This window comes from Streptomyces sp. NPDC005435, assembly GCF_040703155.1.
Lineage (GTDB): Bacteria > Actinomycetota > Actinomycetes > Streptomycetales > Streptomycetaceae > Streptomyces.
The window spans coordinates 137753-157229 of the sequence record NZ_JBEXEQ010000012.1; the positions used below are offsets into that span (position 1 = coordinate 137753).

22 protein-coding genes and 5 tRNA genes are annotated in these 19477 nt (G+C 71.7%); 20 read left to right on the forward strand and 7 right to left on the reverse strand.

The genetic code is table 11. The annotated features are described in order from the left end of the window. Positions 1-85: 85 nt before the first annotated feature. The 9 genes from AB0898_RS17350 to AB0898_RS17390 all read left to right on the forward strand — a co-directional run bounded on the left by AB0898_RS17350 (position 86) and on the right by AB0898_RS17390 (position 4373). Complete coding sequence (locus tag AB0898_RS17350) at positions 86-268, forward strand: hypothetical protein (protein ID WP_026248376.1); 183 nt, start codon at positions 86-88, stop codon at positions 266-268. 409 nt (positions 269-677) lie between these two features. Beyond that, the gene (locus tag AB0898_RS17355) at positions 678-1463 is read left to right on the forward strand and encodes a fumarylacetoacetate hydrolase family protein (RefSeq protein ID WP_161178751.1); all 786 of its coding nucleotides are present in this window, start codon (positions 678-680) and stop codon (positions 1461-1463) included. Next, on the forward strand, positions 1456-2937 hold the full coding sequence (gene gltX / locus AB0898_RS17360) for a glutamate--tRNA ligase (protein ID WP_366803784.1): 1482 nt from the start codon (positions 1456-1458) through the stop codon (positions 2935-2937). The genes AB0898_RS17355 and gltX overlap by 8 nt, the downstream gene beginning before the upstream one ends. A 142-nt stretch (positions 2938-3079) precedes the next feature. Beyond that, entirely contained in the window at positions 3080-3751 is a 672-nt protein-coding gene (locus AB0898_RS17365) for a DUF4241 domain-containing protein (protein ID WP_366803785.1), read from the forward strand. A 145-nt stretch (positions 3752-3896) separates the two neighbouring features. Continuing rightward, a tRNA-Gln gene (locus AB0898_RS17370) sits at positions 3897-3968 on the forward strand. A gap of 38 nt (positions 3969-4006) precedes the next feature. Continuing rightward, positions 4007-4079, forward strand: a tRNA-Glu gene (locus AB0898_RS17375). Positions 4080-4107: 28 nt separating this feature from the next. After that, positions 4108-4180 (forward strand) — tRNA-Glu (locus AB0898_RS17380). Between the two features lie 20 nt (positions 4181-4200). Continuing rightward, positions 4201-4272 (forward strand) — tRNA-Gln (locus AB0898_RS17385). A 28-nt stretch (positions 4273-4300) separates the two neighbouring features. Beyond that, positions 4301-4373 (forward strand) — tRNA-Glu (locus tag AB0898_RS17390). A 79-nt stretch (positions 4374-4452) separates the two neighbouring features. Here AB0898_RS17390 and AB0898_RS17395 read toward each other — a convergent pair. Then, positions 4453-5097: a MerR family transcriptional regulator gene (locus tag AB0898_RS17395; protein WP_366803786.1), complete on the reverse strand. Its 645-nt coding sequence runs from the start codon at positions 5095-5097 to the stop codon at positions 4453-4455. A gap of 145 nt (positions 5098-5242) precedes the next feature. Between AB0898_RS17395 and AB0898_RS17400 the strand changes: the two genes are divergently transcribed. Continuing rightward, complete coding sequence (locus AB0898_RS17400; RefSeq protein ID WP_366803787.1) at positions 5243-5743, forward strand: DUF4188 domain-containing protein; 501 nt, start codon at positions 5243-5245, stop codon at positions 5741-5743. Positions 5744-5844: 101 nt separating this feature from the next. On the opposite strand, the gene ndgR is transcribed toward AB0898_RS17400, so the two are convergent. Continuing rightward, positions 5845-6561: an IclR family transcriptional regulator NdgR gene (gene ndgR, locus AB0898_RS17405; RefSeq protein WP_018544714.1), complete on the reverse strand. Its 717-nt coding sequence runs from the start codon at positions 6559-6561 to the stop codon at positions 5845-5847. A gap of 196 nt (positions 6562-6757) precedes the next feature. On the opposite strand from ndgR, the gene leuC reads away from it, so the two are divergent. The 4 genes from leuC (at position 6758) to AB0898_RS17425 (ending at position 10060) form a co-directional block, all read left to right on the forward strand. Beyond that, entirely contained in the window at positions 6758-8188 is a 1431-nt protein-coding gene (leuC, locus tag AB0898_RS17410; RefSeq protein WP_366803788.1) for a 3-isopropylmalate dehydratase large subunit, read from the forward strand. A gap of 19 nt (positions 8189-8207) precedes the next feature. Beyond that, positions 8208-8801 (forward strand): 3-isopropylmalate dehydratase small subunit, encoded by a 594-nt coding sequence (leuD, locus tag AB0898_RS17415; RefSeq protein WP_366803789.1) that lies wholly within the window; start codon positions 8208-8210, stop codon positions 8799-8801. Positions 8802-9066: 265 nt separating this feature from the next. Next, complete coding sequence (locus tag AB0898_RS17420) at positions 9067-9297, forward strand: hypothetical protein (protein ID WP_199585371.1); 231 nt, start codon at positions 9067-9069, stop codon at positions 9295-9297. Between the two features lie 139 nt (positions 9298-9436). Then, positions 9437-10060, forward strand: coding sequence for an HU family DNA-binding protein (locus AB0898_RS17425; RefSeq protein ID WP_366803790.1), 624 nt, complete (start codon positions 9437-9439; stop codon positions 10058-10060). 98 nt (positions 10061-10158) lie between these two features. Here AB0898_RS17425 and AB0898_RS17430 read toward each other — a convergent pair whose 3' ends face one another. Further along, positions 10159-10392, reverse strand: coding sequence for a hypothetical protein (locus tag AB0898_RS17430; RefSeq protein WP_366803791.1), 234 nt, complete (start codon positions 10390-10392; stop codon positions 10159-10161). Between the two features lie 9 nt (positions 10393-10401). Next, on the reverse strand, positions 10402-11052 hold the full coding sequence (cofC, locus tag AB0898_RS17435; RefSeq protein WP_366803792.1) for a 2-phospho-L-lactate guanylyltransferase: 651 nt from the start codon (positions 11050-11052) through the stop codon (positions 10402-10404). Between the two features lie 220 nt (positions 11053-11272). Between cofC and AB0898_RS17440 the strand changes: the two genes are divergently transcribed. The 3 genes from AB0898_RS17440 to AB0898_RS17450 all read left to right on the forward strand — a co-directional run bounded on the left by AB0898_RS17440 (position 11273) and on the right by AB0898_RS17450 (position 14326). Then, positions 11273-12088: a lysophospholipid acyltransferase family protein gene (locus tag AB0898_RS17440; RefSeq protein ID WP_366803793.1), complete on the forward strand. Its 816-nt coding sequence runs from the start codon at positions 11273-11275 to the stop codon at positions 12086-12088. Beyond that, on the forward strand, positions 12085-13095 hold the full coding sequence (locus AB0898_RS17445; RefSeq protein ID WP_366803794.1) for an NAD(P)H-dependent glycerol-3-phosphate dehydrogenase: 1011 nt from the start codon (positions 12085-12087) through the stop codon (positions 13093-13095). Before AB0898_RS17440 ends, AB0898_RS17445 begins: the two co-directional genes overlap by 4 nt. 70 nt (positions 13096-13165) lie before the next feature. Further along, entirely contained in the window at positions 13166-14326 is a 1161-nt protein-coding gene (locus AB0898_RS17450; protein ID WP_366803795.1) for a D-alanine--D-alanine ligase family protein, read from the forward strand. A 135-nt stretch (positions 14327-14461) separates the two neighbouring features. Here the strand turns inward: AB0898_RS17450 and AB0898_RS17455 are convergent, their stop codons facing one another. Both AB0898_RS17455 and AB0898_RS17460 read right to left on the reverse strand, forming a co-directional pair. Continuing rightward, positions 14462-14977 (reverse strand): DUF3515 family protein, encoded by a 516-nt coding sequence (locus tag AB0898_RS17455; protein ID WP_366803796.1) that lies wholly within the window; start codon positions 14975-14977, stop codon positions 14462-14464. Positions 14978-14997: 20 nt separating this feature from the next. Next, positions 14998-15231: an Lrp/AsnC ligand binding domain-containing protein gene (locus AB0898_RS17460; RefSeq protein ID WP_161181519.1), complete on the reverse strand. Its 234-nt coding sequence runs from the start codon at positions 15229-15231 to the stop codon at positions 14998-15000. Positions 15232-15452: 221 nt separating this feature from the next. Between AB0898_RS17460 and AB0898_RS17465 the strand changes: the two genes are divergently transcribed. Continuing rightward, positions 15453-16418, forward strand: coding sequence for a thiamine-phosphate kinase (locus AB0898_RS17465; protein WP_199585353.1), 966 nt, complete (start codon positions 15453-15455; stop codon positions 16416-16418). An 11-nt stretch (positions 16419-16429) separates the two neighbouring features. Beyond that, positions 16430-17218 carry a bifunctional hydroxymethylpyrimidine kinase/phosphomethylpyrimidine kinase gene (gene thiD, locus AB0898_RS17470; protein WP_366803881.1) on the forward strand — a complete coding sequence of 263 codons (789 nt, stop codon included), beginning with the start codon at positions 16430-16432 and terminating at the stop codon, positions 17216-17218. 145 nt (positions 17219-17363) lie between these two features. Here the strand turns inward: thiD and rpmB are convergent, their stop codons facing one another. Then, complete coding sequence (gene rpmB / locus AB0898_RS17475) at positions 17364-17549, reverse strand: 50S ribosomal protein L28 (RefSeq protein ID WP_366803797.1); 186 nt, start codon at positions 17547-17549, stop codon at positions 17364-17366. 260 nt (positions 17550-17809) lie between these two features. On the opposite strand from rpmB, the gene AB0898_RS17480 reads away from it, so the two are divergent. Next, positions 17810-19474, forward strand: coding sequence for a DAK2 domain-containing protein (locus tag AB0898_RS17480; protein WP_366803798.1), 1665 nt, complete (start codon positions 17810-17812; stop codon positions 19472-19474). Positions 19475-19477: the final 3 nt, after the last annotated feature.

A 19477-nucleotide genomic window follows, 5' to 3' on the forward strand; every position in this document is an offset into this window, starting at 1 on the left:
ATCGCATGTTTAGCCTGGCGCTTTACAGGATGAGCGGCTCTGCCCACCGACCGCCCCCACTACCCGAGGCCACAGGAAGACAACGGTGAAGACGACTCAGATGTTCCAGAAGACCGCCAACCCGCGCCGCACGACGCTGGCACACCTGGAGGACGCCACCGAACTGTGGGCGCCCGAGCCGCAGGAGCACACCGGCGAGCTGCCCGCGAGCACCGCCAACCCCCGGCGCACCATCCTGATGGAGCTGCCCGCCTCCGCCGCCGTCTGACGCGAGCCGCGGACCGCGCACTGAGCGCGGCCGGGAAGACCACGCACCGCCGTGTTCTTCCCGGCCGCGCTCAGTCATTTCCGGGCCGCTCCCCAGGCAGCGGACACGGCTGTGAAAACCGCTAATCCCGCACCCGCCGACCGCGCGGTATTTTCCCCGCCGCCGACCGGAAAAGCCATGGAATTTCCCCGCGCCCCGGCTGCCCGCCCCCGCGCCCGCCCTGTGCCGCCCGGCGGGGCGCCCCACGTGACCCGCGGCCGCCCCGGCCCGGCGAATTCACAATTCACCCGGGCCCGGTATTCGGCGCCGATAAACTCCCCCGCCACGGGCTACGGCGAACACCGCGCCGCCGGAGCGGTTAACCTGGGACGACAGTACGCCGGTTCTCAATGAGAGGCGCAGGAATCCCGTGCGCATCGCCAGGTTCTCCATCGACGGGAACGTAGCCTTCGGCGCTGTCGAGGGCGACAAGCAGGACGAGCTGGTCCTCGACATCATCAAGGGCATCCCGTTCGCCGACCACGAGCTGTCCGGGACCAAGGTCCCGCTGAGCAAGGTCAGGCTGCTCCCGCCGGTGCTCCCCAACAAGGTCGTGGCCTTCGGCCGCAACTACGCCGAGCACGCGAAGGAACTGGGCCACGAGGTGCCCGACGTCCCCTTCGCCTTCCTCAAGCCGTCCACCTCGGTGATCGGTCCGGGCGACGACATCCAGTACCCGTCCTTCACCGAGGACCTCCAGTACGAGGCGGAGCTGGCCGTCGTCATCGGCCGCATGTGCCGCGAGGTGCCCCGCGAGCGCGTCAAGGACGTCATCCTCGGCTACACGTGCGCCAACGACCTCACCGCCCGCGACGTGCAGCGCCGCGAGAAGCAGTGGGCCCGCGCCAAGGGCTTCGACACCGCCTGCCCGCTCGGCCCGTGGATCGAGACGGACATCGACCTCGCCCGCGCGAACGACCTCACCGTGCAGCTCACGGTGAACGGCGAACAGCGCCAGCTGGGCCGCACCAGCGAGATGATCCGCCCCATCGAGGACCTGATCGTCAACATCTCCGAGGCGATGACCCTGCTCCCCGGCGACGTCATCCTCACCGGCACCCCCGCGGGCGTCGGACCCCTGAACGTCGGCGACGAGGTCGCCGTCACCATCGAAGGCATCGGCACTCTCACCAACAAGGTTGTCAAGCGTGGCTAGCGCACCTGCCCCCGTACGCGTCCGTTTCTGTCCCTCGCCCACCGGCAACCCCCACGTCGGCCTGGTGCGCACCGCCCTGTTCAACTGGGCGTTCGCCCGGCACCACGAGGGCACCCTGGTCTTCCGCATCGAGGACACCGACGCCGCCCGCGACTCCGAGGAGTCCTACAACCAGCTCCTGGACTCCATGCGCTGGCTCGGCTTCGACTGGGACGAGGGTCCCGAGGTCGGCGGCCCGCACGCGCCGTACCGCCAGTCGCAGCGGATGGACATCTACCAGGACGTCGCGGCCAAGCTCCTGGACGGCGGCTACGCCTACCACTGCTACTGCTCCCAGGACGAGCTGGACACCCGCCGCGAGGCCGCCCGCGCCGCCGGCAAGCCCTCCGGGTACGACGGCCACTGCCGCGAGCTGAGCGCCGAGCAGGTCGAGGAGTACCGGGCGCAGGGCCGCGAGCCGATCGTCCGCTTCCGCATGCCGGACGAGACGATCACCTTCGACGACCTGGTGCGCGGCGAGATCACCTACCTCCCCGAGAACGTCCCGGACTACGGCATCGTGCGCGCCAACGGCGCCCCGCTGTACACCCTGGTGAACCCGGTCGACGACGCGCTGATGGACATCACCCACGTCCTGCGCGGCGAGGACCTGCTCTCCTCCACCCCGCGCCAGATCGCCCTGTACAAGGCGCTGACGGAGCTGGGCATCGCGCAGCGGATCCCCGCCTTCGGCCATCTGCCGTACGTGATGGGCGAGGGCAACAAGAAGCTCTCCAAGCGCGACCCGGAGTCGTCCCTCAACCTCTACCGCGAGCGCGGCTTCCTGCCCGAGGGGCTGCTCAACTACCTTTCCCTGCTGGGCTGGTCGTTCTCGGCGGACCAGGACATCTTCTCCATCGAGGAGATGGTCGCGGCCTTCGAGATCTCGGACGTGAACCCCAACCCGGCGCGCTTCGACCTGAAGAAGTGCGAGGCGATCAACGCCGACCACATCCGCATGCTCGACGTGAAGGACTTCACCGAGCGCTGCGCGCCGTGGCTGAAGGCCCCGTTCGCCCCCTGGGCGCCGGAGGACTTCGACGAGACCAAGTGGCAGGCGATCGCCCCGCACGCCCAGACGCGTCTGAAGGTCCTCTCCGAGATCACCGACAACGTCGACTTCCTGTTCCTCCCGGAGCCGGCCTTCGACGAGGCGAGCTGGACCAAGGCGATGAAGGAGGGCTCCGACGCCCTGCTGCGCACCGCCCGCGAGAAGCTGGAGTCTGCGGACTGGACCTCGGCGGAGTCCCTGAAGGAGGCCGTCCTGGCCGCCGGTGAGGCCCACGGCCTCAAGCTCGGCAAGGCGCAGGCCCCGGTCCGCGTGGCCGTCACCGGCCGCACGGTGGGCCTGCCGCTGTTCGAGTCGCTGGAGGTCCTGGGCAAGGACACCACGCTGGCCCGTATCGACGCGGCGCTGGCGAGGCTCGCCGCGTAACGCGCGCCACACCCTGCGAGGCTCACCGCGTAACGCGCGCCACACCCTGCGAGGGGCGGCATCCGGTCACCGGGTGCCGCCCCTTCGTTGTCGGTGGCGGGGCCTACGCTGCGGGAAACCGACCCCGAGGAAAGGCGCCGTCGTGCCGATGTCCGCTCGCGATCACACCTGGCTGTTCACCCCCGGAAGCTCGTTCACGTACGAGGACTCCGGGCCCACCGGCGTGATCCACGTCGTGGACGGCGGGGAACTGTCGCTGCCCACCGGCCGCGTGGTCGCCTGCGACCCGTTCGTCTGTCTCGGCACCGGCGACATCGACCCGTTCACGGCCGAGGTCGAGCCGGGCCGCTACCGCGTCGAGGTGGCCATGGCGACCCTCACCCAGCCCGGCGAGGCGCCCTCGGACACCCCGCACCTCCGGGTGGCCGCCGCGCGCCTGGTCATACGCGACGAGCCGGCCGTCACATGGGAACCCGCGCTGCTCCCCGGCCAGGACCCCGCCGAGCTCGGCGAGGACGAGTTCTACGGCTACGGCGTCGACGCCGGCACCGGCTGCTTCTACGACGCGTCCGCCGACGGCGCCTTCCCGGGCGGCGAGGACGACGAGGGGCCGCTCTGGGACGCCTTCGAGGGCAGCGGGTGGGCCCCGGGGCCGCACCGGATCACGTCCCCCGACGCCGGACACGACCTGATCGCCTTCTCCTCCGGGTGGGGCGACGGCGCCTATCCCACCTGGGTCGGCCGCGGCGCCGACGGCGAGATCACCTGCTTCCTCACGGACTTCTTCGTGGCCCCGGACCCGACCGAAGGCTGAGCCGCGCAGGCCCCTGGGGATACCCGTTTTGGAGCCCCGTCCACCTTCGGGTAATGTTCTTCCTGCGCCGAGGGGAACAGGCCGAAAGGCCGGGCCCCAAGCGCACAAACTAGAACAAGATCCCCTTCCGGGGCTTGCGTTCCAGTGGCCTATGGTGTAATTGGCAGCACGACTGATTCTGGTTCAGTTAGTCTTGGTTCGAGTCCAGGTAGGCCAGCTCGCAGAGCTCATCTGCACCGCGGATCACATCCGCAAGCCCCCGTTGTGTAGCGGCCTAGCACGCTGCCCTCTCAAGGCAGTAGCGCCGGTTCGAATCCGGTCGGGGGTACTGGTTCCGATCACTCGGAATCGCTAGGGCCCCCGTTGTGTAGCGGCCTAGCACGCCGCCCTCTCAAGGCGGTAGCGCCGGTTCGAATCCGGTCGGGGGTACGACTGGTCTAAACCATCATTGGTCTATGGTGTAATTGGCAGCACGACTGATTCTGGTTCAGTTAGTCTTGGTTCGAGTCCAGGTAGACCAGCTCGGACCTGCGGAAACGCAGTGTCCAGGCCCCCGTTGTGTAGCGGCCTAGCACGCCGCCCTCTCAAGGCGGTAGCGCCGGTTCGAATCCGGTCGGGGGTACGCAGTTCGAAGGCCCTCCACTTCGGTGGAGGGCCTTCGGCGTGTTCGGGGGCCCGCGGGGAGGGCCCCGCGGGCGCCGTCACTTCCCCGTGAACCGGCGCCGCGACTCCTCCGCCTCGGCCAGCCGCCTGAGGCTCAGCAGCACCGGCTCGTACAGCACGGTGAGCGCCACCGCCGCCTCCACCTGCTCGTCCGCCGAGCCGCCGTAGCGCTCCACCAGGTCCAGATCGGAACCGGCGATGTCACCCATCGCCCGGCCGTACGGCTCCAAGTCCTCGACGGCGCACGGGTATCCGAGCCGGGTGAGCGCCGCGATCGCGCCCACCAGCATCCCGTAGGCGGGCGCCTCGGCGAGGTCTTCGCCATGACCCCAGCCGAGCCGGCGCACCAGTTCACCGGCGCGCCGCGCCGCCTCGGCCGCCGCCGGATCGTCCGCGGCGGGCGCGGGGCCGTGGGGGAGCGCCCAGACGGCGGTGCCCAGGCGCTCGTTGTGGTCGAGGTCCTCGTCCTGGAGCGCGCCGAGCACCTCGCGGGCCGAGGACACCGTGACCCCGCCCACCTGGATGAGCGCCCGCACCAGACGCAGCCGGCGCAGATGCCCCTCGTCGTACTCGGCCTGGGTCGCCGTGACCCGGCGTCCGGCCGGGAGCAGCCCCTCGCGCAGGTAGTACTTGATCGTGGCCGTGGAGACCCCGCTGCGCTCGCTCAGCTCCGCCAGTCGCATGTCCGCCCCTCCTTCACGCTTCCTCTTGCACCCTCCATTGGAAAGTGTCACTATCCAAGCATGGATAGTTCAGCTATCCAATGTGTGCACGGCAGCGGGAACAGGCGAAGGACAGACGAGACACCGACAGGGAGTGGGGGACGTCATGAGCGAGCCGATCGAGGGGCGTGTGACCGCCGCGGCGGAGGACGAGATCGTCGTCTTCCTCATCGGGCTGCGGATCAACAGCTTCACCGCGCTGCGGAGTTGGGTGCCCTCGGCACGCGCGATGCGGCCGATGCTCAAGGAGCTGGCGCGCGAGAAGGAGAACGGACTGCTGGGGTACCAGACCCTGCTGGGCTTTCCGCGGGTCGTGTACGTCGTGCAGTACTGGGAGTCCAAGGAGAAGCTGCTCGCCTACGCGTCGGCGCCGGACAAGGAGCACCGGCCCGCGTGGGGCGAGTTCAACCGGCGGCTGCGGCAGGGCAGGGGCAAGGTCGGCATCTGGCACGAGACGTACGTCGTGCCGGCCGGGTCCTACGAGTCCGTGTACGTGAACATGCCCGCCTTCGGGCTGGGCGCGGCCACGGGTGTCATACCGGTGGGGCGGCGGGGCGAGCGCGCGGCCGACCGGCTCGGCCTGAAGCGGGAGCCGTCGGCGCCGTGAGCGGTGCCCGGTGCGGGGAGAGCCTGCCGCGGCGTTGAGGCGGGCCCTCCCCGCACCGGATCCGGCGGAGAAGGAGAAGGGGAGAACGCGGAGGGGGGCGGTCAGCCCGAGCGGCGCAGCGCCTCCGAGAGGCGGGCGGCGGCGTCGATGACCGCCTGCGCGTGCATCCGGCCCGGGTGCCGGGTCAGGCGCTCGATCGGTCCGGAGACCGAGACGGCGGCCACCACGCGGTTGGAGGGCCCCCGCACCGGCGCCGAGACCGAGGCCACGCCCGGCTCCCGCTCGCCGATGGACTGGGCCCAGCCGCGCCGCCGTACGCCCGACAGGGCCGTCGCCGTGAAGCGGGCGCCCTGGAGGCCCCGGTGCAGCCGCTCCGGCTCCTCCCAGGCCATGAGGATCTGCGCCGAGGAGCCGGCCTTCATCGTGAGCGTCGAGCCCACCGGCACCGTGTCCCGCAGTCCGGACAGCCGCTCGGCGGCCGCCACACAGATCCGCATGTCGCCCTGGCGCCGGTAGAGCTGGGCGCTCTCGCCCGTCACGTCCCGCAGATGCGTGAGCACCGGGCCCGCCGTCGCCAGCAGGCGGTCCTCACCGGCCGCCGCGGCCAGTTCCGAAAGGCGCGGGCCGAGGATGAACCGGCCCTGCATGTCCCGTGCCACCAGCCGGTGGTGTTCCAGAGCCACGGCCAGCCGGTGGGCCGTGGGCCGTGCCAGTCCGGTGGCCCCGACCAGACCCGCGAGGGTGGCCGGACCGGACTCCAGAGCGCTCAGGACAAGGGCCGCCTTGTCCAGAACGCCGACGCCGCTACTGTTGTCCATGAAACGATACTCCCGTCTCACTCTGTGAAACGCAAGTTCAATTTTCTCCGGAACGCGCCACCCTTGAAGCACACGGCGGTCCGCGCACGGCGGGCCGGGTGCCGGACGCCCGTCCGCCCTCAAGGTCACGGCGCGGGCGTCGCTTCCTCAGGATCTAGATGCGTCGGCGCGACCGTGGCCGGCCGGAGGGAAAGCGATGGGTAGGACACTCGCGGAGAAGGTCTGGGACGACCATGTCGTCCGGCGCGCCGAGGGCGAGCCCGACCTCCTCTACATCGATCTGCACCTGCTGCACGAGGTGACCAGCCCGCAGGCCTTCGACGGGCTGCGCAAGGACGGCCGCCGGGTGCGCCGCCTCGACCTCACCATCGCCACCGAGGACCACAACACCCCGACCCTGGACATCGACAAGCCCATCGCCGACCCGGTCTCCCGCGCCCAGCTGGAGACGCTGCGCAAGAACTGCGCGGAGTTCGGCGTCCGGCTGCACCCGCTCGGCGACGTCGAGCAGGGCGTCGTCCACGTCGTGGGACCGCAGCTGGGCCTGACCCAGCCCGGCACCACCGTCGTCTGCGGCGACTCCCACACCTCCACGCACGGCGCGTTCGGCGCGCTGGCGTTCGGCATCGGCACCTCCCAGGTCGAGCACGTGCTCGCCACCCAGACCCTGCCGCTGGCCCGCCCGAAGACCATGGCCATCACGGTCGAGGGCGAACTGCCCGGCGGCGTCACCGCCAAGGACCTCATCCTCGCGATCATCGCCCGCATCGGCACCGGCGGCGGCCAGGGCTACGTCCTGGAGTACCGGGGCCCGGCCGTCGAGAAGCTCTCGATGGAGGCGCGGATGACCATCTGCAACATGTCCATCGAGGCCGGCGCCCGCGCGGGCATGATCGCCCCCGACGAGACGACCTTCGCCTACCTCCAGGGCCGCCCGCACGCCCCCGAGGGCGCCGACTGGGACGCGGCGGTGGAGTACTGGAAGACCCTGCGCACCGACGACGACGCGGTCTTCGACGCCGAGGTCGTCATCGACGCCTCCGCGCTCTCGCCGTTCGTCACCTGGGGCACCAACCCCGGCCAGGGCGCGCCGCTTTCGGCGTCCGTCCCCGACCCGGCTTCGTACGAAGACGCTTCGGAGCGGCACGCCGCCGAAAGGGCCCTGGAATACATGGGGTTGACCGCCGGGCAGCCGCTGCGCGACATCGCCGTGGACACCGTCTTCGTAGGCTCCTGCACCAACGGCCGCATCGAGGACCTGCGCTCGGTCGCCGAGATCCTGGAGGGCCGCAAAGTCGCCGACGGCGTACGGATGCTGGTCGTCCCCGGCTCCGCGCGGGTCGGTCTCCAGGCCGTCTCCGAGGGGCTGGACGTGGTCTTCAAGGAGGCCGGTGCCGAATGGCGGTACGCGGGCTGCTCGATGTGTCTCGGCATGAACCCCGACCAGCTGGCGCCGGGCGAGCGTTCCGCCTCCACCTCCAACCGCAACTTCGAGGGCAGGCAGGGCAAGGGCGGCCGTACGCACCTGGTCTCCCCGCAGGTCGCCGCCGCCACCGCCGTCCTCGGCCATCTGGCCTCGCCCGCCGACCTGTCCGACGCCGCCGCGCCCGCCGGCGCCGGAGTCTGAGAACCGGAGCCCGAACACCATGGAAGCCTTCACCACCCACACCGGCCGGGCCGTACCGCTGCGCCGGAGCAACGTCGACACCGACCAGATCATCCCCGCGCACTGGCTCAAGAAGGTCACCCGGGACGGCTTCGAGGACGGCCTCTTCGAGGCGTGGCGCAAGGACCCCTCCTTCGTCCTCAACCGCCCCGAGCGGCAGGGCGCCACGGTCCTGGTCGCCGGTCCCGACTTCGGCACCGGCTCCTCCCGCGAGCACGCGGTCTGGGCGCTGCAGAACTACGGCTTCAAGACCGTGATCTCCGCCCGCTTCGCCGACATCTTCCGGGGCAACTCGCTGAAGAACGGGCTGCTCACGGTGGTGCTCGACCAGAAGGTCGTGGACGCGCTGTGGGAGCTGACCGAGAACGACCCCGAGGCGGAGATCACCGTCGACCTCGAAGCCCGCGAGGTGCGCGCCGAGGGCGTCACCGCCTCCTTCGAGCTGGACGAGAACTCCCGCTGGCGGCTGCTGAACGGCCTGGACGACATCTCCCTCACGCTGCGCGACGAAGGCGACATCGCGGCCTACGAGGAGAAGCGCCCCGCCTTCAAGCCCCGGACGCTGCGGGCCTGATCCCGACCCGTCCGGCAAGACGGGTTTCGGCCACCTCAACGTCCCCTCTGTACCCCCGATCACCACGATTGGGGGTACAGCCATGTCCGGGTCCTGACGTCCTCCGGCCGCTCTCTTCTCTCCTCCAACTCCCCTTTGTCCAGCCGTAGTTGCAGGTGAAAGGGCCCCTCCGTACCGGGCCCGCGAAGGGCCCTCGCGCGGCACGCGGAGGCGGCAGTTGCCCCCTGCGCAGGCGACAACTCGCCCCAGATGGCACAATCTGTGCATGGAACACGACGGCCAACTCCAGCTCTATGCGGCAGTCGCGGACCAACTCAAACAAGCGCACACAACAGTGCGCGCACTGCAAGTCCCGGAGGGCGTACGGATGGCGCTGACCCGGAAGCTGCTGGTCATCACGGCCATGGCCAAACACGATCTCGCCGGTGCGGCAAGGCGGCTGGAGCGGTTCACCGAAGACCTCGACGCGGGCCGAGTGCCCGAAGAGGACAACTGAACTACTCCGGAGAAACGCCGATTCCGTTGCGGCACAAGGGTGAGAAGCCCGTTTCGTGTTTGATTTGCGGTATATATCTGCCTAACGTGCGAAAAAGCTTGAACACTTTCGTTCTGGCGATGTCTCCGAAGGGGAAGACGTGAACAAGGCGCAGCTCGTAGAAGCGATTGCCGACAAGATGGGGGGCCGCCAGCAGGCCGCCGATGCTGTCGACGCGGTCCTGGACGCCATCGTCCGCGCCGTCGTCGCGGGCGACCGGGTCTCGGTCACGGGCTTCGGGTCCTTCGAGAAGGTGGACCGCCCCGCCCGCTACGCCCGTAACCCGCAGACCGGCGAGCGGGTCCGGGTGAAGAAGACCTCCGTGCCGCGCTTCCGCGCCGGCCAGGGTTTCAAGGATCTGGTGAGCGGTTCGAAGAAGCTGCCGCGCGGTGGCGAGGTCTCGGTGAAGAAGGCGCCCAAGGGCAGCCTCACCGGCGGCGCTTCCGCGACGGTGAAGAAGGCCGCGGCCAAGAAGACCACCAAGGCCGCCGCCGCGAAGAAGACCACGGCCAAGAAGGCGGCCCCGGCCAAGACCGCGGCCGCCGCGAAGAAGACCACGGCCAAGAAGGCGCCCGCCAAGAAGTCGGCGGCGACCGCCAAGACCGCCACCGCGAAGAAGACCACCGCCAAGAAGGCCCCGGCGAAGAAGGTCACCGCGAAGAAGGCCCCGGCCAAGAAGTCGACGGCGCGCAAGACCGCCGCCAAGAAGGCCACCGCCCGCTAGGCGTCAGGTCCGCACGGCCGGCCAGGACACCCGAGGGCACCACGCGCCGGGCCGGACTCCCCCCGGGAGTCCGGCCCGCGGTGTGTCCGCACGGGGGTTCAGAACGTCTGGAGCGTCACCAGCGTGATCCGGCGTTCCCCGCCGGCCGCTCCCTCGGCGCCCCCGGCCTCTCCGGCCGTCGCCGTCTCGATCCGCACCCGCTGACCCGGCCGCAGCAGCCGCAGCCCGCCCGCGTCGAACGCCGCCGCGTCGAAGGGCAGCGGGGTGCCGTCGTCCAGCAGCACCTGCCCGGTGCGGGTTTCGGGGTCGTACGTGTAAGCGGTCGCCTGCATGACGGCAGCCTACTGGCCGGGCGCGGGCACCGCCGAAGGCGGCAGAGCCGCCGAAGCGGCCGTGTAGGGGCCCACTCCGAGCGCCAGCGCCGCCCGCAGATCCGCGCGGGTGTCCACGTCCTGCCGTACCGAGTCCACGTCCGCGAGCAGCAGTTCCGCCGCCCCCGAGGCGCGGTGTCGGTCGCGGGAGGCGCCGCCGAAGCCGGGGACGAGGGGATGACCGGGCGCCGCCGTGAGCAGGGTGGTGCCGATCCCGGCCGCGTCCGCGAGGAACGCGCGCGGGAAGGCGGCGGCCGCGTCCAGCACCCGGGACAGCTCCGCCGGGCGCAGCGCGGGCAGATCGGCGTTGAGCGCGGCGACGGCCGCACCGGGCCGTACGGTGCGCACGGCGGCCGCACCGTGCGCCAGAGCGGCGTTCAGACCGCCGCCCGGCACGTCGGGGACGATCCGGGCGCCCAGCGCGGCCAGTTCCCGGCCGGCCACCGGGTCGTCCGTGACGACCGCCACATCCGTCACCCGTGTACACCCCAGCACCGCCGCCACCGTGTCCTGCGCGAACGCCAGGACCAGCCCGGCCCGCACCCCGTCCGGAACGGCGGCCGCGAGCCTGCTCTTGGCCTGTGCCAAGGGTTTCAGGGGTATCACCAAGGTCCACTGCACCGGCGTACCGTCCCTCTCTCGTCGCGATCATTGTCACCCGCGGACCCCGGCGTCTTCCGTCCGGCCGGTTTTGGGGGAATGCTGTGAAGCCCCGTCCGGGGGCGGTGCGTACTGACGTGCGGGCGTACGGTGTTCTCGACAGACCGGCGGCCTCAAGTGAAACTTGTGCGACCACCGGCCGAGATGACGGCCCTCAGAGGCCCTGGAGGAAGGTGTCCGCGTGTCCCGCCGCAGAATCGGCTTCTGGTACCGCTTCGCCGCGGTGATCTGCAAACCGCCGCTGGCGGTTCTGATCAAGCGTGACTGGCGCGGAATGGAGCACATTCCGGCCGAGGGCGGATTTATCACCGCGGTGAACCACAATTCACACGTCGACCCCTTCGCGTACGCGCACTATCAGTACAACACCGGCCGGGTTCCGCGATTCCTCGCGAAGAGCGGCCTTTTCAAGAAGGGATTTGTGGGCGCCGCGATGCGCGGCACCGGACAGATCCCGGTTTACCGCGAGAGCACCGACGCGCTGAGCGCGTTCCGCGCCGCGATCGACGCCGTGGAGCGCGGCGAGTGCGTCGCCTTCTACCCCGAGGGCACCCTCACCCGCGACCCCGACGGCTGGCCCATGACCGCCAAGACCGGAGCGGCCCGCGTCGCCCTCCAGACCAAGTGCCCGGTCGTCCCCGTCGCGCAGTGGGGCTGCAACGAACTCCTGCCGCCCTACGCGAAGAAGCCCCATCTCTTCCCGCGCAAGACCCACCACGTCCTCGCCGGGCCGCCCGTCGACCTCTCCCGGTTCTACGACCGCGAGATGACCGCCGAGCTGCTCAAGGAGGCGACCGAGGTCATCATGGCCGCCATCACCCGCCAGCTGGAGGAGATCCGCGGCGAGAAGGCGCCCGCCACGCCCTACGACCCGCGCCGCGAGCGGATCGAGCAGCGCCGCAGGACCCGCGCCCAGTCCGGCACCGCGGCACCGGCCGTGAAGGAGCCGGCCCCCGCCGCCGAGACCGCCGCCACCGAAGGGGGGAGCGGCAAGTGAGCACACCCGTCCGCGCCGCAGTCATGGGCACCGGTTCGTGGGGCACCGCCTTCGCGATGGTGCTCGCCGACGCGGGCTGCGAGGTGACCCTGTGGGCCCGCCGTCCGGAGGTGGCCGGGACGGTCAACTCCACGCGCACCAACCCCGACTACCTCCCCGGTGTCGAACTCCCGGAGAACCTGCGCGCCACCTCCGACGCCGCCGAGGCGCTGCGGGACGCGGACTTCACCGTCCTGACGATCCCCTCCCAGACGCTGCGCGCCAACCTTGCCGAGTGGGCCCCGCTGCTCGCCCCGCACACCGTCGTCGTCTCCCTGATGAAGGGGATCGAACTCGGCTCGGCCATGCGGATGAGCGAGGTCGTCGAGGACGTCGCGAAGATCCCGGCCGAGCGCGTCGCGGTGGTCACCGGGCCGAACCTCGCCCGTGAGGTGGCCGCGCGGATGCCGGCCGCCGCCGTGGTCGCCTGCACCGACGAGGCCGTGGCCCGGCGGCTCCAGGCGGCCTGCCACACCCCGTACTTCCGGCCGTACACCAACACCGACGTGGCCGGCTGCGAACTCGGCGGCGCGGTCAAGAACGTGATCGGCCTCGCGGTCGGCATCGCCGACGGCATGGGCCTCGGCGACAACGCCAAGGGCTCGCTCATCACACGCGGCCTGGCGGAGACCACCCGGCTCGGCATGGCGCTCGGCGCCGACCCGCTCACCTTCTCCGGCCTCGCCGGACTCGGGGACCTGGTCGCCACCTGCTCCTCGCCGCTCTCGCGCAACCACACCTTCGGCACCAACCTCGGCAAGGGCATGACCCTCCAGGAGACGATCGCGGTCACCCGGCAGACCGCCGAGGGCGTCAAGTCCTGCGAGTCCGTGCTGGATCTGGCCCGCAGGCACGGTGTCGACATGCCCATCACCGAGACGGTGGTGGACATCGTGCACGAGGGCAAGCCGCCGGTGGTCGCCCTCAAGGAGCTGATGTCGCGCAGCGCGAAGCCCGAACGACACTGAGCGACACCGCGTCCGGAGCCCCCGGTCAACGCTGTCGCCATGCCGTACCAGCGGGTACGCTCATCGCGATATGAGCACCGAGAACCTCCCCCAGAGCCCCGAGCAGAAGCCGTCGCGCAAGCCGCGTGTGGCCGTCGTCTTCGGCGGCCGCAGCTCCGAACACGGCATCTCCACGGTCACCGCCGGCGCCGTCCTCGGTGCCGTCGACCGGACCAAGTACGACGTCCTGCCCATCGGCATCACCCGGGACGGCCGCTGGGTGCTGACGGCCGACGAGCCGGAGCGCATGGCCATCGCCGACCGCCGCACCCCCGAGGTCGCCGACGTGGCCGAGTCCGGCGAGGGCGGCGTGGTGCTCCCCGTCGACCCCGCGAACCGCGAGGTCGTCTACAGCGAGCCCGGCGCGGTCCCGAAGGCGCTCGGCGAGGTCGACGTGGTCTTCCCGGTGCTGCACGGCCCCTACGGCGAGGACGGCACCCTGCAGGGACTCCTGGAGCTGTCCGGTGTGCCGTACGTCGGCTGCGGTGTGCTCGCCTCGGCCGTGGGCCAGGACAAGGAGTACATGAAGCGGGTGTTCACCTCCTTCGGGCTCAAGGTCGGCCCGTACGTGGTGATCCGGCCCCGCGAGTGGGAGCGGGACGAGTCCGCCGCCCGCAAGAAGATCGTGGACTTCGCCGGTGAGCACGGCTGGCCGCTGTTCGTGAAGCCCGCCCGCGCGGGTTCCTCCATCGGCATCACCAAGGTCGACGGCCTGGCCGGTCTGGACGAGGCGATCGCCGAGGCCCAGCGGCACGACCCGAAGATCATCGTGGAGGCCGCGCTGAGCGGCCGCGAGATCGAGTGCGGCGTCCTGGAGTTCGAGGACGGGCCGCGCGCCTCCGTCCCGGCCGAGATCCCGCCGCCGAGCGCCCACGCGTACTACGACTTCGACGCCAAGTACATCGACTCCACGCCCGGTGTCGTCCCCGCGCCGCTCACCGAAGAGGAGACCGCCGAGGTGCGGCGTCTCGCGGTGGAGGCGTTCGAGGCGGCGGCCTGCGAGGGGCTGGTGCGCGCGGACTTCTTCCTCACCGACGGCGGCGAGTTCGTCATCAACGAGATCAACACCCTGCCCGGGTTCACGCCGATCTCGATGTACCCCAAGATGTGGGAGGCCTCCGGCATCGCCTACCCGGAGCTGGTGGACCGCCTGATCCAGGCGGCGCTGCGGCGCTCCACCGGGCTGCGCTGACGGGGCGCTCCGCTGGGAGGGCGGCACCGGTTGTTCGCCGGCCGCGGGCCCGTGGTGGCTTGTCGCGCCCACGCGGCGGAGCCGCACATCGACCCGGCCCGCGCCCCTGAGTGGGCTGAGGCCGTCCCGGATCCATCACCGCATGGAGGCGATCCCCTCGGGGATCGCCTTCTTCACGGCCGGGGCCAGGGCGATCAGCGCCGGGGAGGCGTCGTCCGGGCCGGACAGGCCGCGCAGGGTCAGCTCCACGTACGCACGCCGGTTGGCGGTGGTGAAACGCCAGACCCCGTCGCCCTGTTTCTCCATGAGCCAGTCCACGCCGTCGACCCCGCCCGCGATCGCGTCGGGGTCGTCTCCCGTGGCCACCTTCGGGTCGATCATCTTGGGCGGCCGGACCACCCCGCAGCGCAGTATGATCGCCGAGCCTCCCCAGCCCGCCGTGTACACGGACCGGGGACCGGGGTCGCCTCGGCGCTTGCCGTCCACCGTCCCGGGCAGCACCTCGTGCAGCTTCCGGCACAGGGGGGCGGTCCTCGCGTCGGGGCGGGGAGCCCCGGCCGAACCGCCGTCGTGCGCCGCGGAGCAGCCCGCGACCGCGGTCAGCAGCACGGGCGCGAGCAGGGCGAGGGGCCGGTGACGGAAGAAGTTCACCGGCCAAGCGTAGACGGGGGCTACAGATGGACGACTGGACAGGTCAGGGTGCGCGTGATGCCGTCCACCTGCTGGACCTTCGCGACCACCATCCGACCCAGCTCGTCGACGGTGTCGGCCTGTGCGCGCACGATGACGTCGTAGGGCCCGGTGACGTCCTCGGCCCGGATCACTCCGGGAATCTTGCCGATCGTCTCGGCGACGGTCGACGCCTTGCCGACCTCCGTCTGGATCAGGATGTACGCCTGTACCACGGAACCTCCAGGGTGCGGCCACGAGGATCATGTGGGGGAAAGGAACGCCACGGTATCGCGTCGCCGGTCCCCGCGGGGAGACCTCCGCGACCGGTGCCGCGTGCCGGGGTGCGGACGGTACGGAAGTTGACGGCCGGCGTCCCCGGGAAGGCCGTCCGGGGCGTATCGGGGACACTGAAGACGCGACCGGGCACGGACAGGCAGAGAAGGGGCTTGACGCCATGAAGGGCACAGTGGGTGAGCTCGGCGAGTTCGGGCTCATCCGGGAGCTGACCTCCCGTCTCACCACCACCCCGGCGGTCCGGGTCGGCCCCGGTGACGACGCCGCGGTGGTCGCCGCTCCGGACCGCCGGGTGGTGGCGAGCACCGACATCCTGCTGGAGGGCCGGCACTTCCGCCGCGACTGGTCCACGGCCTACGACGTGGGCCGCAAGGCCGCCGCGCAGAACCTCGCGGACATCGCCGCGATGGGCGCCGTGCCGACCGCGCTGCTGCTCGGCCTGGTCGTCCCGGCCGAGCTGCCGGTCACCTGGCCCAGCGAGCTGATGGACGGCCTGCGCGACGAGTGCCGGGTCGCCGGGGCCTCCGTGGTCGGCGGGGACGTCGTACGCGGGGACACGATCATGGTGTCGATCACCGCGCTCGGCGATCTGCGCAACCAGGAGCCGGTCACCCGGGGCGGGGCACAGCCCGGCGACCTGGTGGCCGTCACCGGCTGGCTCGGCTGGTCCGCCGCCGGGTTCGCGGTGCTCTCCCGGGGCTTCCGCTCGCCGCGCGCGTTCGTGGAGGCCCACCGGCGCCCCGAGCCGCCGTACCACGCGGGTCCGGCCGCCGCCGCGCTCGGCGCCACCGCGATGTGCGACGTGAGCGACGGGCTGATCGCGGACCTCGGGCACATCGCCGAGGCCAGCAAGGTGCGCATCGACATCCGCTCCGGCGCGATCGACATCCCGACCCAGATGAACGACATCGGGCAGGCCGTCGGCGTGGACCCGCTGCAGTGGGTGCTGACCGGGGGAGAGGACCACGCGATCGTGGCCACCTTCCCGCCGGACGCCAAGCTGCCCGCCCGCTGGAAGATCATCGGCGAGGTCCTCAACCCCTCGGCGCTGCCCCAGGTGACCGTGGACGGGGCGCCCTGGACGAACAAGGGCGGCTGGGACCACTTCGGGGACGTGGAGTCGTGAGCGCATCCCGGGTGCCGCCGCGCGTCCTGACCGTCGCGGGCTCGGACTCCGGCGGAGGCGCCGGGATCCAGGCCGACCTGAAGACGATGCTGGCCCTCGGCGTGCACGGCATGAGCGTCATCACGGCCGTGACGGCGCAGAATTCGCTCGGGGTGCAGGGCGCCTGGGAACTGCCGGTGGAGGCGGTACGCGCGCAGTACCGCAGCGTGGTCGACGACATCGGCGTCCAGGCCGTGAAGACCGGGATGCTGGCCTCGGCGGAACTGGTCGAGGCGGTGGCGGAGTTGATCTCCGGCACGGACGCGCCCGTGGTGGTGGACCCGGTCGGCGTCTCCAAGCACGGCGATCCGCTGCTCGCCGCGTCCGCGCTGGATTCCGTGCGCACCCGGTTGCTGCCGGTGGCCACCGTGGCCACCCCGAATCTGGACGAAGTGGCGCAACTCACAGGGATTCGGGCCGAGTCGGAGGGCGATCTGCGCCGCGCGGCCGACGCGGTGCTGGAGTTCGGGCCGCGCTGGGTGCTGATCAAGGGCGGCCATCTGGCCGGGGACGCCGTCGATCTGCTCACGGACGGCTCCGCGGAGTACTGGCTGCGTGCTCCACGTCACGACAACCGGCACACCCACGGCACGGGCTGCACGCTCGCCTCCGCGCTCGCCGCCGAGCTGGCCAAGGGGCTCCCGGTGCCGGAGGCGGCCACAGCGGCCAAGGAGTACGTCACCGGGGCGATCGAGGCCGGGTTCGCGCTGGGCGCGGGCATCGGGCCGGTCGACCACGGCTGGCGCTTCCGGAACCGGTGAAGGCCCGGCGCCGCAAGGGCTCCGGGCCTGGAACGGCCGTACAGGCGTCGTACGGACCTCATCGGGGCAACGCGAAGAGCCGGCCCACCCGAAGGTGGACCGGCTCGACGCAGCAACCGACTATGGCCGCGCGCTTAGCAATTCGTCAGCGCGAGACCTTGCCGGCCTTGATGCACGAGGTGCAAGCGTTCACGCGCTTCGGCGTCCCGCCGACCACGGTACGGACGCGCTGGATGTTCGGGTTCCAGCGACGAGGCGTACGGCGGTGCGAAAACGAGATGTTGTTGCCGAAGCCCGGCCCCTTGCCGCAGACGTCGCAGTTGGCAGCCACGGGTCACTCCAAAGACTTCAGATGCACTTACGGTTGATCCCGGCAGGCCGGGATCGAGACCCGGAGGTCCGAGATCTTGAGTGGCGTTGCCAGGGGGAATGGCCCGACCGAGATCGGGCAACCGGAGCAGCATACATCGGCTGCTTCCGTACAACGAAACTACCACGGCCTGGGGGTGTGCCCGCTCCCGGCCCTGCTCGGGGGCACCCCGGCGCGGGGTCTACGCTGCGAGCCACGGCCGGCCAGTCAGGGAGGCGCAGGTGGCGCAGGTGCCGCTGACATTCCTCGATGCTCTCGCGGTGCGCACCTGGTGCGGTGGGGCGCTGCGGGCGCTCGGACGCGCGCGCGAGGAGATCGACGCCATCAACGTCTATCCCGTCGCGGACGGGGACACGGGCACCAACCTCTACCTGACCATGGAGTCGGCCGGCGCCGCCGTGGAGGCGGTCTTCGCCGGGTACGAGACGGGCGCCGGGCGGCCCTCGCTCGCCGGCGCCGTGCGTGCGATGGCCCACGGGGCGCTCATCGGGGCGCGCGGCAACTCCGGGACGATCCTGGCGCAGCTGCTGCGGGGGATGTCCCAGGTGCTCGCGGAGAGCGACGGTGGCGCCGCTCACGTCGACGGGGCCCGGCTGCGGCTTGCGCTGCGGCACGCCGCCGACTCCGCGCGCGAGGCGGTGGCGCACCCGGTGGAGGGCACGGTGCTGACGGTGGCCTCGGCGGCGGCCGACGCGGCCGAGGTGGCCGGCGACGACTGCGGGGCCGTCGCCCGGGCCGCCCACGAGGGCGCGCGTACCGCCCTGGCCGAGACCCCGCGCCTGCTCGCGGTGCTGGGCCGGGCCGGGGTCGTGGACGCGGGTGGACGCGGTCTGGTGGCGGTGCTCGGGGCGCTCGTGGAGGCGGTCACGGGGGAGGCGGTCGAGGAGGACGCCGTCGCTCCCGCCGCCCTTCCCGCTCCCAGCTCCGTCCCGGCCGGGGCGTGCCCCGAGAGCGTGGAGCCCGGGGGCCCCGCCTACGAGGTCATCTACCTGCTGGAGGCCGGGGACGCGGCCGTCGCCCGGCTGCGGGAGCGCCTCGACGCCCTCGGGGACTCCCTCGTGGTGGTCGGCGGCGACGGGCTGTGGAACGTCCATGTGCACGTCGACGACGCCGGGGCCGCCGTGGAGGCGGGCGTGGAGGCCGGGCGGCCGTACCGGATCAGGATCACCCACTTCGCGGCCGGTGACGTGCACACCGGAGGGGAGCCGCCCGCGCGCGAGCGCGTCCAGCGGGCCGTCGTGGCCGTCGTACCGGGGGAGGGGCTCGCGGGGCTGTACGCCGAGGCCGGGGCCACCACCGTCCTCGCCCGGCCCGGGGAGCCGCCCGCGAGCGGGGAGCTGGCCGAGGCGCTGCGGCGCGCGCACGCCCGCGAGGTGGTGCTGCTGCCGAACGACGCCGAACTGCGCCACACCGCCGCCGCGGCCGCCGAACAGGCCCGCGCCGAGGGCATCCGGGTGGCCCTCATCCCGACCCGCTCGGCGGTGCAGGGCATCGCCGCGCTCGCCGTGCACGAGCCGGGGCGCCGCTTCGACGAGGACGTGGTCCAGATGACCTCGGCGGCGGGCGCCACCCGGCACGCCGAGGTCGTCGTCGCCGAGCGCCAGTCGTGGACCTCGGCCGGGATCTGCCAGGCCGGGGACGTGCTGGGCCTGATCGACGGCGACGTGGCGGTCATCGGCCCCGATCTCACGGCCACCGCCGAGACCGTCCTGGACCGGATGCTCCAGGCCGGCGGCGAGCTGGTCACCCTGGTGGTGGGCGACGAGACCCCCGAGGAGGTCGCCGACCGCCTGGAGTCCCGGGTCCGCGACTCCTACCTGGCCGTGGACACGGTGGTGTACCGGGGCGGCAGGCAGGGGTCGCTGCTGCTGATCGGCGTGGAGTAGGAC